Genomic DNA, 14,447 nt, shown 5'->3' with positions numbered 1-14,447 from the left:
GAAAGAGATTGGCGGCCTCGAGACCAACCGCATTAATCAGCTGGTGGTCGAGCCGACGCTGCAGACGACCCGCGATGCAGATATTTACGCGATTGGCGACTGCGCTTCCTGCGCGCGCCCGGAAGGTGGCTTCGTCCCTCCGCGTGCGCAGGCGGCACACCAGATGGCGAGCTGCGCGCTAAACAACATTCTCGCGCAGATGAAAGGCAAGAGCCTGAAACCGTACGTTTATAAGGATCACGGCTCGCTGGTGTCGCTGTCAAACTACTCGACCGTGGGCAGCCTGATGGGTAACCTGATGCGTGGTTCAATGATGGTGGAAGGGCGTATTGCGCGCATGGTTTATATTTCGCTGTACCGCATGCATCAGATTGCGCTACACGGTTACTTCAAGACCGCCTTGATGATGCTGGTGGGTAGTATTAACCGCGTCATTCGTCCGCGACTGAAACTGCATTAATCCCGTGTTCCTGCGCTGACCCGGATTTACCGCCGGGTCGGCGTTTTTTAGCATATCCTTCGGCATATCGCTTTTATCCCTTAAGAGTACTCTGAATCGATGCGATTTGCCCGACGATCACGCACTTTTCATCCACTTTCTGATTTGCTTAACCTCCTCGCTAGTTGCAAAATTGTTACTAACAGCAACAAAGGAGGAACTCCCGTGAATAAATCCATGTTAGCGGGCATAGGGATTGGCGTGGCTGCCGCGCTGGGCGTGGCGGCAGTAGCCAGTCTGAACGTCTTTGATCGCGGCCCACAGTTCGCTCAGGTGGTTTCCGCCACCCCGATTAAAGAAACAATCAAAACACCGCGACAGGAGTGTCGCAACGTCGCGGTCACGCATCGTCGTCCGGTACAGGATGAAAACCGTATTGCCGGGTCGGTATTGGGTGCTGTCGCTGGTGGGGTCATCGGCCATCAGTTTGGCGGAGGCCGCGGACGCGATGTCGCGACGGTTGTCGGCGCACTGGGCGGTGGTTACGCTGGTAACCAGGTGCAGGGGGCGATGCAGGACAACGACACCTACACCACCACGCAACAACGGTGCAAAACGGTATACGACAAGTCAGAGAAAATGCTCGGCTATGACGTGACCTACAAGATTGGCGATCAACAGGGGAAAATCCGTATGGACAAAGATCCTGGCACGCAGATCCCGCTGGATAACAACGGTCAGTTAATCCTGAATAATAAAGCGTAAAAAAGCAGTTCCCGGTATGTTAGCCCCTCATTCGCTCAGGCTGAGGGGCTTTTTTTATGTCATGCGGCGAGAATTTGCGGCCACAGACGCAGCGTGGTGTTGGTGATTTGCATCAGCGATTCAAAGCTGGCGCCGTCACGTGCGCTGATTGACATCCCCTGCAGGACGCAGCTCAGAAATTGCGCCAGAGCGTGAATGTCTTTTCCCTGTGGAATTTCGCCGAGTTGTTGGCGCTGCGCAAGGAACTGACACAGTGTCTGCTCCTGCATGGCGTGGCGAGATTTAATGGTCTTCGCAATCTCTCTCGATGATGCCGCGAGCGTCGCTGAGGTGCTAATAAGAAAGCAGCCTGCCGGGGTATCTTTGCTGGTAAAGCAGGCGGCAACCGCAGTGAAATAGTCACGCAGCGCCTGTTCCAGCGGTTTTTCTTCGCAAAAGAGTTGCTTTTCATGCTTCGCTGCAAAACGCGCTACATAGCGGTCAAGCACTGCGCGAAACAGTCCTTCTTTATTGACGAATTCAGCGTAAAGGGTGGGGGCTTTCGCGCCCGTTGCTTCTACTAAATCTGCCAGCGACGTGGCTTCATAGCCATGTTGCCAGAAGAGTGTCATGGCCTTATCAAGCGCCACATCCCTGTCGAACACTTTGGGTCGGCCACGGCTTTTTTTTGCGCAACTCGGAACGTCAGTTGTCATAGTGCCGGTGTACCTTAGTCAGTAATAAAAACGTGCCTATTATAAAAATAATTCTTATGTACGACCAGTAGCGACACCACAAAAATAAAAAAATCCTATCGGTATGAAAAATATGGATTTTTAGATTATTTTAATGATCATTAAAAAATTATATTGACGTGTGATATGGATCACATTATGATTTATGTATCGTTCGTTAATTTAATAATTAACGGCAGTACATAATTCATCTGCAAAGGTTCATCATCATGAAAAGTATCAAAACTCTGATTGCGGCAACTGTTCTTAGCTCACTGTCATTCGCAAGTTTCGCGGCAGTAGAAGTGCAATCCACCCCGGTTGATCAGCATAAAGTGGGGACTATCTCTGCTACAGCAGGTACTAACCTGGGTTCACTGGAAGACGAGCTGGCGCAAAAAGCTGACGCTATGGGTGCAAAATCTTTCCGCATTACCTCTGTGACCGGTCCTAACACCCTCCACGGTACCGCTGTCATCTACAAATAAGCATCGCTAACCCTTGATGCCACTGCCACAAAAAAAGCCCTGCTTCAGACGAAGCAGGGCTTTTTTATGCTGCGGAATAAAAACTACATCTGTTGCACCGCTTCTCCATGACGGGTCACATCGACGGGCATTCCTGAACGTAGTTCCAGTACCTTTGTCATCACGTCAGCATCCGTTTGTGGCGCCGCTTTGAATGTCTTCATGGCGGATGTCAGGACAATCGGTAGTGTCTGAGGGTCGTCATCAATGTCCTTTGAAAGCGGCTGGTGCACCTCGACAAGACGTATGCCGCCGGGCTCTACCGAAGTTTTGATCGGCGTATTGATGATATTCACCTTCGTACCCGGCTGAACCACTCTGAACAGCGTTTCGATGTCGCCATCGCGCAGGCGAATACAGCCGGAACTGACTCGCATGCCGATGCCGAAGTCAGCATTAGTGCCATGCAGGAGATACACACCGCCATAAGCCGCGAGGCGGATCGCGTGATGACCCATCGGGTTATCCGGTCCAGCCGGCACTACCGCTGGCAAAATAGTGCCCTGGGCTTTATAACGTGCGCGAATGTTCGCGGTGGGTGTCCAGGTCGGGTTTGCACGCTTGTCAGACACCGTCGTGACCATGGTCGGCGTCAGCGTATCGCCTCCCAACTGGCCAATACCGATCGGATAGACCGTCACCACGTTTTTATCTTGTGGATAGTAGTAGAGGCGCAACTCGGCAAGGTTGATGACAATTCCCACCCGCGGCGCGTCCGGCAGCAGAGTCTGCAGCGGGATTGTCAGCACACTGCCGGCGCGGGGAACGTAGGGATCGACACCCGGGTTCGCCTGTAACAGCGCGAGGAAGCCGACGTTATATTTTTTGGCAATAGCCTCCAGCGAGCCGCCATCATTTTCGACGACATGGAAACGGTTTTCGCCTACCACGCGACTGCCTTCCGGCGGCAGCGGCCAGGTATTGGCATGAGCAGGAAGGATGAGAGAGAACACTGAAGCGGCCATCAACAATGGCAGCCAGTGGAAAAACGCGACAGGTTTAATCATCACTGAATATCCATCATGGTAATTGTCAGCGGCTGAAACAGCTAAACATCTATTATGGATTCAGTTAATAAGAAAATGTTACACTGGATTGCAAAGAATTTGTAAATTAACGCGTTACGCGCCGGACAGCGAATGCCGCCCGACGACGATATCGATCAGGCGACTGCGTTCTCTTCAAGCTGCTGCATAAACTGGCGCACCCAGTCCATACGGGTTTTTCGCTCACTAAGGTCCTGCATAAACCTGAGACGGGTAGGGCCGTCGAGGCGGAAATGCTGCGGCTGCTTCTGTAACAAGCCAATCAGCCATGCCGGGTTAACATGATTTTTCTCATTGAATTCAATCACGCCGCCTTTTTCATTACCTTCCAGCTTACGGATACCCAGTTTCTGCGCCTGCTGGCGTAAACGGGCGATATCCAGCAGGTTTCGCGCCGCATCAGGCAACAGGCCAAAGCGGTCAATCAGTTCGACTTTCAGCTCTTCCAGTGCATTTTCACTTTTCGCGCTGGCGATGCGTTTGTAGAAGGAGAGGCGCGTATTCACATCAGGAATGAAATCATCCGGCAACAGCGACGGCATCCGCAGTTCGACTTCCGTTTGCTGGCTGGTGAGATCTTCCAGCGACGGTTCGCGGCCCGCTTTCAGTGCATCAACCGCATTTTCCAGCAGTTCCATATACAGCGAGAAGCCGATGGTTTCCATCTGCCCGCTCTGATCTTCGCCAAGCAGTTCGCCAGCGCCACGGATTTCCAGGTCGTGCGTCGCCAGCGCGAAACCAGCGCCCAGGTCTTCCAGTGACGCAATGGCTTCGAGACGCTTTTGTGCATCTGTGGTCATCGCTTTCGGATGCGGCGTCAGCAGCCAGGCATAGGCCTGATGGTGTGAACGCCCCACGCGACCGCGTAACTGATGCAGTTGCGCCAGACCGAAATGGTCCGCGCGTTCGATGACAATGGTGTTTGCTGTCGGAATGTCGATCCCGGTTTCGATAATGGTGGTACAGACCAGCACGTTAAAACGCTGGTGGTGGAAATCATTCATCACCCGCTCAAGCTCGCGCTCACGCATCTGCCCGTGGCCAATCGCAATGCGCGCTTCCGGCACCAGTTCAGCCAGCCGATCTGCCGCTTTCTGAATATTCTCCACGTCGTTGTACAGGTAATAGACCTGTCCACCACGCAGTACTTCACGCAGGATCGCTTCTCGCACCACCAGACTGTCGTATTCACGTACGAATGTTTTCACCGCCAGACGGCGGGCCGGTGGCGTGGCGATAATCGACAGGTCACGCATTCCGCTCATCGCCATATTCAGCGTTCGCGGAATCGGGGTAGCGGTCAGCGTCAGAATGTCGACATCTGCACGCATCGCTTTGATACGCTCTTTATGACGCACCCCGAAACGGTGCTCTTCATCGACGATCAGCAGACCGAGATCTTTCCACTTCACATCGCTTTGCAACAGTTTGTGGGTACCAATCAGAATATCAATTTTGCCGTCGGCGGCTTGTTCCAGCACCTGCGTCTGCTCTTTGGCGCTACGAAAACGGGAGAGCATTTCGATGCGTACCGGCCAGTTAGCAAAGCGGTCGCGGAAGTTGTCGAAGTGCTGCTGTGCGAGCAGGGTGGTCGGCACCAGCACCGCGACCTGCTTGTTGTTTTCGACGGCCAGGAAGGCGGCGCGCATCGCCACTTCCGTTTTACCAAAGCCCACGTCGCCGCAGACCAGACGATCCATCGCCAGCGGCTGGCACATATCGCTGAGCACTGCGTTGATAGCCTGTGCCTGATCCGGCGTGGTTTCGAAGGGGAAGCTGTCGCAAAACAGCTGATACTGTTCGCGGTCGTGCTTAAAAGCAAAACCGGATTTCGCCGCGCGCTGGGCGTAAATATCCAGCAACTCAGCAGCGACATCGCGGACTTTCTCGGCCGCTTTCTGCCGCGCCCGCGCCCAGGCATCACCGCCAAGCTTGTGCAGCGGCGCGTTTTCTTCCGCACCGCCCGCATAACGGCTGATCAGGTGCAGCGATGATACTGGTACGTACAGCTTTGCATCGCCCGCGTAGGTCAGCATCAGGTATTCACCTTTGATGCCACCCGCTTCGAGCGTAGTAAGTCCGGCGTAGCGCCCGACACCATGTTCCAGATGCACCACCGGCTGGCCCGGATGCAGTTCCGCCAGGTTACGAATAAGGGTGTCCGGGTTGATGGTCCGGCGGCTGTCCTGACGGCGCTGCGCTACGCGTTCACCGAGGAGATCGCTTTCACAGATCAGCGCCCGGTTGCGCAGGGTATCGATATAGCCATGCTCTGCTGCGCCGAGCATCAGATAACGCCCGCTGTCGACGGCTTCCTCAAGGCGAAGAATGCGCTTAGGTGCCAGCTTGATGCGTGCCAGCAGTTCACCCAGCGCTTCACGACGCCCCTCACTTTCAACGGAGAAAATCACCGGGCCAGTGAAGGCTTCAAGGAATTTACGTAGGTTATCCAGCGGCGATTTCTGTTGCGCCTGAACGGCGAGATCCGGCAACGTCTGGTAGCCCAGATTCTGGTGCGCGGCTTTCTCTGTAAGGTGTTCTTTTTTCAGCTGAATACGAGGCCATTTTTTCAGCTCACTGAACAGCGCGTCAGGACGTAGCCAGATTTGCTCGGGCGGCAGCAGCGGACGCATTGGATCGACGCCACGGCTTTCAAAGCGCGCCTGTGCGTCTTTCTGAAAACGATCCGCGCTGGATTCGAGATCCCCGGTATTCACCAGCAGCGTATTTGCCGGGAAATAGCTGAACAGGGTTGGCAGCGGTTCACTGAAAAACAGCGGCTGCCAGTATTCGATCCCCGCCGGGAGCGTGCCTTTACTGACCTGCTGGTAGATATGCTCGGCGTCGCGTTTGACGTCAAACTTATCGCGCCACTGGCTACGGAACAGTTCAATGGCGGCTTTGTCGGTCGGAAACTCGTGCGCAGGCAGCAAGTTAATGGCGTCGACTTCTTCCAGTGTGCGCTGTGAATCAACATCGAACAGACGCAGGCTGTCGATTTCATCATCAAAAAAATCGAGACGGTAGGGCTGTTCGCTGCCCATTGGGTAAAGATCCAGAAGCGCGCCACGGGTGGCGTACTCGCCGTGCTCCATCACCTGATCGACATGGCGGTAGCCAGCGCTGTCAAGTTGCGCGCGCAGGGCATCGCGAGAGAGTTGTTGCCCTTTTTTCATTACCAGCGCATGACCATGAAGGAAACTGTGCGGGCATACACGCTGCATCAGCGTACTCAGCGCGACGATAAGCACACCACGTTGCATGGTCGGTAACTGATACAGCGTGGAGAGGCGTGAAGAAATGATTTCCTGATGTGGAGAAAAACTATCGTAAGGGAGCGTTTCCCAGTCCGCGAGGTTCATTACCAGTTGATCGGTAAACTGCCTGACTTCATCCTGCAACCGCAGCGCGTTTTGCATATCCGGCGCAATTAACACCACGGGACCGTGATGACGCTCAATGATTTCAGCAACTTCGGTCGCACAGGCGGCACCGGTTAACTCGCCCAGCAGACGCTGCTCGCCTGCTTTTACGGGCAGGACATATCGTTGTTTTTCAGGCATAAATGACATCAGTATCTCGTAAGGATTTGCCCCGAAGTATGGGGGCAAATCGCTGAAATTCAATGCTGATTATTATCCCTGATCGTCCACATTAGCAAACGTTCGTGAGGGGGGAGTGAAAAGGACATCGCCAAATACAACACGTGAGAGGCGGCGTGCGGCGAGACCGGCCAGCACACACAACCCCAGCGTCAGGAACGGATAGACCAGGATCAGTCCCAGTTCGAAGGTTGCAGAGTCATTTATCGCGCTCAGGTAATGCAGTGCCGTCAGGCTGAAGATCTCCACCAGAATGCGGTGCGTGGTATAGACAGCGATCGTGTTTGAACCTATCACATTCAGCACACCCGATTCCCGCGGTTCGAAGCGTCGTCCGACAGCGTAGAACAGCTTCATGATGATAAAAATTGATAACAGCGACAGGAACAGCGGCGTACGGGCAAACCAGGTGACCACTGCGAAAACTGCCGCCAGCACGAGTGGCAGCCAGTAATGGCGCAGGTTGAAGTGCTTCATCCATTCCATCAGCGCCGTGCCGTACCAGGCACCCAGCGCATAGTAGATCACATTACGCAGCACGCTGTTCATTCCCCACCACGGCGAAGGCAGGAAATTAATGGCGATGCTGAGCAGCGCCAGCACAAGCAACGTCGGCGCTTTGATGCGATGCGTGATTTTGCAGAAGATGAAGTAGACCACCAGTGCGTACAGGTACCACAAGCTGGTGCTGGCGGTCAGCATGCCGTGCAGAAACTCGCTGGTATTGCCCGCGTAAGCGGCATTAGAGGCCTCGCTCAGATCGCGTTCCGGCGCCAGCCAGAGATTGATTTCACTCAGCGCCAGCCATTGCAGAATCCCCCACAGCATCAGAACATAGAAAATTGCCCAGATGCGTTTGTTAAATCCGTCACGCCAGCTGACGTCGTCAATATAACGACGGATCAGAAAGCCCGAAATGAAGAAGAATACCGGCATACGGAACGGCGCCAGGTATAAATTAAAATAAACCCAGCACTTTGCCAGCGTTTCTGACCAGGGATGATGGAGTCCGCTCAGGTGGGGATAAAACGTGATCACCGAGTGATACACCACCACCAGACAGATGCATAATCCCTTGATTTGGTTGATCCACAACGCTTTTTGTTTCATCGCGCTCAATGCCTTTCTTTGCCATAAATGAAAGAAGGATCGTGCCGGGCGCAGCGTGCTGAGTAATGAGTAACATTCTGTATTTTGTTCATTTTCAGATAAGGATCAGGCGCGTCGGATCTGACTTCTCAGATTTACGCTCCGCGCTTTCGCTTATATACTCGTGCATCTGCTATCAGTAACCAGACGGATTACATGTACCAACCTGTCGCACTATTTATCGGCCTTCGCTATATGCGCGGGCGTGCAGCGGACCGCTTCGGTCGCTTCGTCTCCTGGCTGTCGACTATCGGCATCACCCTTGGCGTGATGGCGCTGGTGACTGTGCTGTCGGTGATGAACGGCTTCGAGCGCGAACTGCAAAACAACATTCTGGGGCTGATGCCGCAGGCCATACTTGGCGCGACGCAGGGGTCCATCAACCCGCAAACGCTGCCGTCAGACTCGCTCAAATTACAGGGTGTTAACCGTATCGCGCCGCTCTCCACGGGCGATGTGGTGCTGCAAAGCGCGCGTAGCGTTGCGGTGGGCGTGATGCTGGGTATCGATCCGGCGCAAAAAGATCCGCTGACCCCGTATCTGGTGAACGTCAAACAAACCGATCTCGAACCGGGCAAATACAATGTCATTCTTGGCGAGCAGCTTGCAGGTCAGTTGGGTGTCAAACGCGGTGAACAAATTCGCGTGATGGTGCCTTCCGCCAGCCAGTTTACCCCGATGGGGCGCTTGCCGAGCCAGCGTCTGTTTACCATCATCGGTACCTTTGCCGCCAACAGCGAAGTGGACGGCTACCAGATGCTGGTGAATATCCAGGACGCCTCGCGTCTGTTGCGCTATCCGGCCGGAAATATCACCGGCTGGCGTCTGTGGCTGGATCAGCCCTTGCAGGTTGATATCCTGAGTCAGCAAACACTGCCGGAGAGCACGAAATGGCAAGACTGGCGCGATCGTAAAGGCGAGCTGTTCCAGGCCGTCCGGATGGAAAAAAATATGATGGGGCTGCTGCTGAGCCTGATCGTCGCCGTCGCGGCATTTAACATCATCACCTCGCTGGGGCTAATGGTGATGGAAAAACAAGGCGAAGTCGCCATTCTGCAAACGCAGGGGCTTACGCCGCGTCAGATCATGGCGGTCTTTATGGTGCAGGGTGCCAGCGCCGGGATCATCGGCGCGCTGCTCGGCGCGATGCTTGGCGTGCTGCTTGCCAGCCAGCTCAATAATCTGATGCCGATCATCGGCGCGTTCCTCGATGGCGCGGCGCTACCCGTCGCTATCGAACCACTACAGGTAGTGCTGATCGCGCTGGTGGCGATGGCGATTGCTTTACTTTCTACGCTTTACCCTTCCTGGCGCGCTGCCGCCACTCAACCCGCTGAGGCATTACGTTATGAATAAGATCCTGTTGCAATGCGACAACCTGTGCAAACGCTATCAGGAAGGTACGGTCCAGACGGACGTACTGCACAACGTCAGCTTCAGCGTGACGGAGGGGGAGATGATGGCGATTGTCGGTAGTTCCGGCTCCGGCAAAAGTACGCTGTTGCATCTGCTGGGCGGGCTGGATACGCCCACCTCAGGCGACGTGATTTTCAGCGGTCAGCCGCTGAGCCAGCTTTCATCCGCGGCAAAAGCGGAGCTGCGTAACCGCGATCTGGGCTTTATCTACCAGTTTCATCATCTGCTGCCGGATTTCACTGCGCAGGAAAACGTCGCGATGCCGCTGCTGATTGGCCGGAAAAAACCGGCGGAAATCCAGCAGCGCGCGCTCGCCATGCTGGAAGCGGTAGGACTTGGGCACCGGGCGAATCACCGACCGTCTGAGCTTTCCGGCGGTGAGCGTCAGCGCGTGGCGATCGCTCGTGCGCTGGTGAATAATCCGCGCCTGGTGCTGGCGGACGAACCGACCGGTAACCTTGATGCCCGCAACGCTGACAGCATTTTTCAGTTGCTCGGTGAGCTCAACGCCTCGCAGGGAACGGCGTTTCTGGTGGTGACGCACGATTTGCATCTGGCGAAGCGCATGAGCCGCCAGCTGGAGATGCGTGATGGTCATCTGTCAGAAGAAACGACCCTGATGGGAGCAGATTAATGGCTTCCCCGTTATCGTTATTGATTGGCTTACGCTTCAGCCGGGGGCGTCGTCGTAGCGGCATGGTGTCGCTGATCTCGGTGATCTCCACCGTCGGGATTGCCCTCGGGGTGGCAGTATTGATCGTCGGTCTGAGCGCGATGAACGGCTTCGAGCGTGAACTGAATAACCGCATTCTGGCGGTGGTACCCCACGGCGAAATTGAGCCGGTAAACCAGCCGTGGAACGACTGGAACAGCGCGCTCAGCAAAGTGGAAAAGGTCAATGGTATTGCCGCTGCTGCGCCATATATCAATTTTACCGGTCTGATCGAGAGCGGCAGCAACCTGCGCGCCATTCAGGTAAAAGGGGTGGAACCGGCGCAGGAGAGCCGCCTCAGTGCGCTACCGAATTTCGTACAGAATAACGCCTGGGCCAGCTTTAAAGCGGGCGAACAGCAGATCATCCTCGGCAAAGGCATTGCCGATGCGCTGCATGTGAAGCAGGGCGACTGGGTATCGATCATGATCCCTAATTCCGACGACGAACATAAATTGCTGCAGCCAAAACGTGTGCGCCTGCACGTGACCGGGATCCTGCAACTGAGCGGTCAACTGGATCACAGTTTTGCGATGGTTCCCTTGCAGGATGCGCAGCACTATCTCGATATGGGAAGCAGCGTCACCGGCATCGCGATAAAAGTTAACGATGTCTTTAATGCCAATAAACTGGTGCGTGATGCGGGCGAGGTGACCAACAGCTACGTGTATATCAAAAGCTGGATTGGCACGTATGGCTATATGTATCGCGATATCCAGATGATCCGCGCCATTATGTATCTGGCGATGGTACTGGTGATTGGCGTGGCCTGTTTTAACATCGTCTCAACGCTGGTCATGGCGGTAAAAGACAAGAGCGGCGACATCGCCGTATTGCGCACGCTCGGGGCGAAAGACGGCCTGATCCGCGCCATTTTCGTCTGGTATGGCTTGCTCGCCGGGTTGCTGGGTAGCCTGATTGGTGTGGTGATTGGCGTGATTTGTGCCTTCCAGTTAACGCCGATAATCAAAGGCATTGAATCGCTGACCGGCCATCAGTTCCTGTCGGGTGATATTTATTTTATTGACTTCCTGCCGTCTGAATTGCATTGGCTGGATGTTATTTATGTACTGATCACCGCACTGTTGCTGAGTTTGCTGGCAAGCTGGTATCCAGCCCGCCGCGCCAGCCGAATAGATCCAGCGAGGGTGTTAAGTGGTCAGTAATTTCGTCATGGTTTGACGGTGTTGCCGCCAAATCAGAAAGAGGAATGCGTTATGTATTATGGATTTGATATTGGCGGCACCAAAATTGCGCTGGGCGTGTTTGATGACAATCTGCGCCTGCAGTGGGAGACCCGTGTTTCCACACCGCGCGACAGCTACGACGATTTCATTGAGGCCATCGCCGCGCTGGTGTCACAGGCTGATGCGCGCTTTGGTGGCAAAGGCTCTGTGGGCATCGGCATCCCCGGCATGCCGGAAACGGCTGACGGCACGCTGTATGCCGCTAACGTTCCTGCTGCCAGCGGCCGACCGCTGCGTGCAGATCTCAGCGCGCGTCTCGGACGCGATGTTCGTCTCGACAACGACGCCAACTGTTTTGCGCTCTCCGAAGCCTGGGATGATGAATTTACGCGCTATCCGCTGGTGATGGGACTGATCCTTGGCACCGGCGTGGGCGGCGGTCTGGTGCTGAACGGTAAGTCGATCACCGGTCACAACTACATTACCGGCGAGTTCGGTCATATTCGCCTGCCGGTGGATGCCCTTGAGGTGGTTGGCCGCGATTTCCCCCTGACACGCTGCGGCTGCGGTCAACGGGGGTGCATCGAAAACTATCTTTCTGGCCGGGGTTTTGCCTGGCTGTATGAACATTTCTACCAACAATCACTCTCGTCACCGGACATTGTTGCCCTCTGGCAACAGGGGGATGCAAAGGCCCGTGAGCATGTCGAACGCTATCTGGATTTGCTTGCCGTTTGTCTTGGCAATATTCTGACTATAGTTGATCCGGATCTGCTGGTGATTGGCGGTGGATTGTCTAATTTTAGTGCCATAACAGAGGGCCTGGCGGCGCGTTTGCCGCGTCATCTGTTATCCGTCGCCCGTGTGCCGCGTATTGAACAGGCGCGCCACGGGGATGCTGGGGGAATGCGCGGAGCCGCGTTCCTCCACCTTACTGACTAATGACAGGGGTTGTGTTGTTATGCTGACGCGTCGCTTACATCGACTGAGTCGTTTTCGCCGTAACAAACGCCGGCTGCGCGAACGTCTGCGCCAGCGGATTTTCTTCAGAGACAAAGTGATGCCGGAAGCAATGGAAAAACCGAGAGTCGTCGTGCTGACCGGGGCGGGGATATCCGCAGAATCCGGGATCCGCACGTTCCGTGCTGCGGATGGTTTATGGGAAGAGCATCGGGTGGAAGATGTGGCGACGCCGGAAGGTTTCGCCCGTGATCCGGCGTTGGTACAGGCGTTCTATAACGCCCGCCGTCGCCAGTTACAGCAACCGGAAATTGCACCGAACGAAGCACATCAAGCGTTAGCGCGTCTGGAAGCGGTGCTCGGCGATCGCTTCACACTAGTGACGCAAAACATCGATAACCTGCATGAGCGTGCCGGGAGCCAGCGCGTGATCCACATGCACGGCGAACTGCTGAAGGTTCGCTGTTCATGGAGCGGTCAGGTGCTGGAATGGACGGGTGATGTCACGGCTGACGACAAATGCCACTGTTGCCAGTTTCCGGCGCTGTTGCGCCCGCATGTAGTGTGGTTTGGCGAAATGCCGCTCGGTATGGATGAGATCTACAGCGCACTGGCGACGGCGGATGTGTTTATCGCTATCGGCACGTCAGGTCACGTCTATCCTGCCGCCGGTTTTGTGCATGAGGCAAAACTGCATGGTGCACATACCGTCGAACTGAATCTCGAACCAAGCCAGGTCGGCAGCGAGTTTGAAGAGAAACATTACGGCCTGGCAAGCAAGGTGGTGCCTGAGTTTGTGGAGAAATTACTGAAGGGACTGTGAGCAGTAGTTCCCCCTCTCCAGAGTGGAGAGGGGGATGCTATTACCGGCCCGCTTTCAGCTTCTGGTAATATTCTTCATAGATACGACTGGCATCGCCGACGTCGTTCTGCCATTCACCATGTTTAATGGTTTCCGCGTCGGGATACAGAGACTTGTCGTTCGCCACTTCCGGACTGAGCAATTTACGCGCCGCCAGGTTAGGCGTCGGGTAGCCGATGGTTTCTGCCACCTGTTTTGCCACTTCCGGGCGCAGCAGGAAGTTGATCAGCTTCAGCGCACCGTCAACGTTTTTCGCATTGGCCGGGATTGCGAGGCTGTCCATCCAGAAAATGCCACCTTCCTGCGGCCAGACAACCTCCAGTGGCGTACCAGCCTGTCGCGCAACCCAGGCGGAACCGTTCCACACCATCCCCAGATTCACTTCCCCTTCCATATACGGGTTCGCCGGGTTATCGGAGTTAAACGCTGCGACATTCGGCATCAGCTTTTTCAGCTCGTTGTAAGCCGCTTCAATCTCTTTCGGGTCAGTCGTATTACCGGAAAGCCCCAGTTTACGCAGCGCCACCTGGAACACTTCGCGGGCGTCGTCTGTCAGCAGCAGGCTGCCTTTGTATTCTGGTTTCCACAGATCAGCCCAGCGGGTGACCGTTTTCGGGTCAATTGCGTCACTGTTTACGCCAAGGGTGGTCGCACCCCAGATATAGGGAATGGAGTAGTCGTTGTTAGGATCGAACGGCTTGTTGAGCATTTCCGGATCGAGATTATGGAAGTTGGTCAGCTTCGTTTTATCGATCTTTTGAATCATGCCCTCTTTGCGCATTTTGTCGACAAAATAGGTGGAAGGCACCACCAGGTCATACGCGCCGTCTTTATAGGTTTTGAGTTTGGCGTACATGGTTTCATTCGATTCATAGGTCGAATAGATAACCTTGATGCCTGTCTCTTTAGTGAATTGCTCCAGCAGTCCCGGCGGCACATATTCCGTCCAGTTGTAGAAGTAGAGCGTTTTGCTGTCGTCCGCGTGTGCAGCGCTCATGCCCAGTGCAAGAGCGCCTGCCGCGAGCAGGTGGCGTGACCATTTTTTCATTTTAACGTCCCCTGAATAACG

Annotated in this window: 13 protein-coding genes; 8 read left to right on the top strand and 5 right to left on the bottom strand. The window is 54.9% G+C overall.

The window, feature by feature from the left end:
• Both GTGU_RS04300 and GTGU_RS04295 read left to right on the top strand, forming a co-directional pair.
• Positions 1-460 (top strand): NAD(P)/FAD-dependent oxidoreductase (locus GTGU_RS04300; protein WP_038154464.1); only part of this gene is annotated, 460 nt, incomplete at its 5' end.
• Between the two features lie 204 nt (positions 461-664).
• Positions 665-1,204 (top strand): glycine zipper 2TM domain-containing protein, encoded by a 540-nt coding sequence (locus GTGU_RS04295; RefSeq protein ID WP_038154463.1) that lies wholly within the window; start codon positions 665-667, stop codon positions 1,202-1,204.
• Between the two features lie 59 nt (positions 1,205-1,263).
• Here GTGU_RS04295 and GTGU_RS04290 read toward each other — a convergent pair whose 3' ends face one another.
• Positions 1,264-1,899 carry a TetR/AcrR family transcriptional regulator gene (locus tag GTGU_RS04290; RefSeq protein WP_038154462.1) on the bottom strand — a complete coding sequence of 212 codons (636 nt, stop codon included), beginning with the start codon at positions 1,897-1,899 and terminating at the stop codon, positions 1,264-1,266.
• 248 nt (positions 1,900-2,147) lie between these two features.
• Between GTGU_RS04290 and bhsA the strand changes: the two genes are divergently transcribed.
• On the top strand, positions 2,148-2,405 hold the full coding sequence (bhsA, locus tag GTGU_RS04285; protein ID WP_038154461.1) for a multiple stress resistance protein BhsA: 258 nt from the start codon (positions 2,148-2,150) through the stop codon (positions 2,403-2,405).
• An 83-nt stretch (positions 2,406-2,488) separates the two neighbouring features.
• Here bhsA and ldtC read toward each other — a convergent pair whose 3' ends face one another.
• The 3 genes from ldtC to GTGU_RS04270 form a co-directional block, all read right to left on the bottom strand.
• Complete coding sequence (ldtC, locus tag GTGU_RS04280; protein WP_051857295.1) at positions 2,489-3,409, bottom strand: L,D-transpeptidase LdtC; 921 nt, start codon at positions 3,407-3,409, stop codon at positions 2,489-2,491.
• Positions 3,410-3,606: 197 nt separating this feature from the next.
• Positions 3,607-7,053, bottom strand: coding sequence for a transcription-repair coupling factor (gene mfd / locus GTGU_RS04275; RefSeq protein WP_038154460.1), 3,447 nt, complete (start codon positions 7,051-7,053; stop codon positions 3,607-3,609).
• 72 nt (positions 7,054-7,125) lie between these two features.
• Positions 7,126-8,202: an acyltransferase family protein gene (locus tag GTGU_RS04270; RefSeq protein ID WP_038154459.1), complete on the bottom strand. Its 1,077-nt coding sequence runs from the start codon at positions 8,200-8,202 to the stop codon at positions 7,126-7,128.
• Positions 8,203-8,397: 195 nt separating this feature from the next.
• Between GTGU_RS04270 and lolC the strand changes: the two genes are divergently transcribed.
• The 5 genes from lolC to cobB are packed head-to-tail and all read left to right on the top strand — an operon-like array spanning position 8,398 to position 13,339.
• Positions 8,398-9,597, top strand: coding sequence for a lipoprotein-releasing ABC transporter permease subunit LolC (gene lolC / locus GTGU_RS04265; protein WP_169741161.1), 1,200 nt, complete (start codon positions 8,398-8,400; stop codon positions 9,595-9,597).
• Positions 9,590-10,291 (top strand): lipoprotein-releasing ABC transporter ATP-binding protein LolD, encoded by a 702-nt coding sequence (lolD, locus tag GTGU_RS04260; protein WP_038154457.1) that lies wholly within the window; start codon positions 9,590-9,592, stop codon positions 10,289-10,291. Before lolC ends, lolD begins: the two co-directional genes overlap by 8 nt.
• Positions 10,291-11,535: a lipoprotein-releasing ABC transporter permease subunit LolE gene (lolE, locus tag GTGU_RS04255; RefSeq protein ID WP_038154456.1), complete on the top strand. Its 1,245-nt coding sequence runs from the start codon at positions 10,291-10,293 to the stop codon at positions 11,533-11,535. The genes lolD and lolE overlap by 1 nt, the downstream gene beginning before the upstream one ends.
• A 51-nt stretch (positions 11,536-11,586) precedes the next feature.
• Positions 11,587-12,498: an N-acetylglucosamine kinase gene (gene nagK, locus GTGU_RS04250; protein WP_038154455.1), complete on the top strand. Its 912-nt coding sequence runs from the start codon at positions 11,587-11,589 to the stop codon at positions 12,496-12,498.
• 19 nt (positions 12,499-12,517) lie between these two features.
• Entirely contained in the window at positions 12,518-13,339 is an 822-nt protein-coding gene (gene cobB / locus GTGU_RS04245; RefSeq protein WP_038154454.1) for a Sir2 family NAD+-dependent deacetylase, read from the top strand.
• 40 nt (positions 13,340-13,379) lie between these two features.
• Here cobB and potD read toward each other — a convergent pair whose 3' ends face one another.
• Positions 13,380-14,426, bottom strand: a complete 1,047-nt coding sequence (gene potD / locus GTGU_RS04240) for a spermidine/putrescine ABC transporter substrate-binding protein PotD (protein ID WP_038154453.1) — start codon at positions 14,424-14,426, stop codon at positions 13,380-13,382.
• Positions 14,427-14,447: the final 21 nt, after the last annotated feature.

Source organism: Trabulsiella guamensis ATCC 49490 (assembly GCF_000734965.1).
In the GTDB taxonomy this organism is placed as follows: Bacteria; Pseudomonadota; Gammaproteobacteria; order Enterobacterales; family Enterobacteriaceae; genus Trabulsiella; species Trabulsiella guamensis.
Note: the sequence above shows the minus strand (reverse complement) of the source record. Positions and strands in the feature narration are given on the sequence as shown.

Coding starts and splice junctions, on each gene's coding strand:
- cobB (WP_038154454.1), top strand. CDS start 12,518: ATGCTGACGCGTCGCTTACATCGACTGAGTCGTTTTCGCCGTAACAAA.
- lolC (WP_169741161.1), top strand. CDS start 8,398: ATGTACCAACCTGTCGCACTATTTATCGGCCTTCGCTATATGCGCGGG.
- GTGU_RS04290 (WP_038154462.1), bottom strand. CDS start 1,899: ATGACAACTGACGTTCCGAGTTGCGCAAAAAAAAGCCGTGGCCGACCC.
- lolE (WP_038154456.1), top strand. CDS start 10,291: ATGGCTTCCCCGTTATCGTTATTGATTGGCTTACGCTTCAGCCGGGGG.
- bhsA (WP_038154461.1), top strand. CDS start 2,148: ATGAAAAGTATCAAAACTCTGATTGCGGCAACTGTTCTTAGCTCACTG.
- GTGU_RS04270 (WP_038154459.1), bottom strand. CDS start 8,202: ATGAAACAAAAAGCGTTGTGGATCAACCAAATCAAGGGATTATGCATC.
- ldtC (WP_051857295.1), bottom strand. CDS start 3,409: ATGGCCGCTTCAGTGTTCTCTCTCATCCTTCCTGCTCATGCCAATACC.
- potD (WP_038154453.1), bottom strand. CDS start 14,426: ATGAAAAAATGGTCACGCCACCTGCTCGCGGCAGGCGCTCTTGCACTG.
- lolD (WP_038154457.1), top strand. CDS start 9,590: ATGAATAAGATCCTGTTGCAATGCGACAACCTGTGCAAACGCTATCAG.
- mfd (WP_038154460.1), bottom strand. CDS start 7,053: ATGCCTGAAAAACAACGATATGTCCTGCCCGTAAAAGCAGGCGAGCAG.
- nagK (WP_038154455.1), top strand. CDS start 11,587: ATGTATTATGGATTTGATATTGGCGGCACCAAAATTGCGCTGGGCGTG.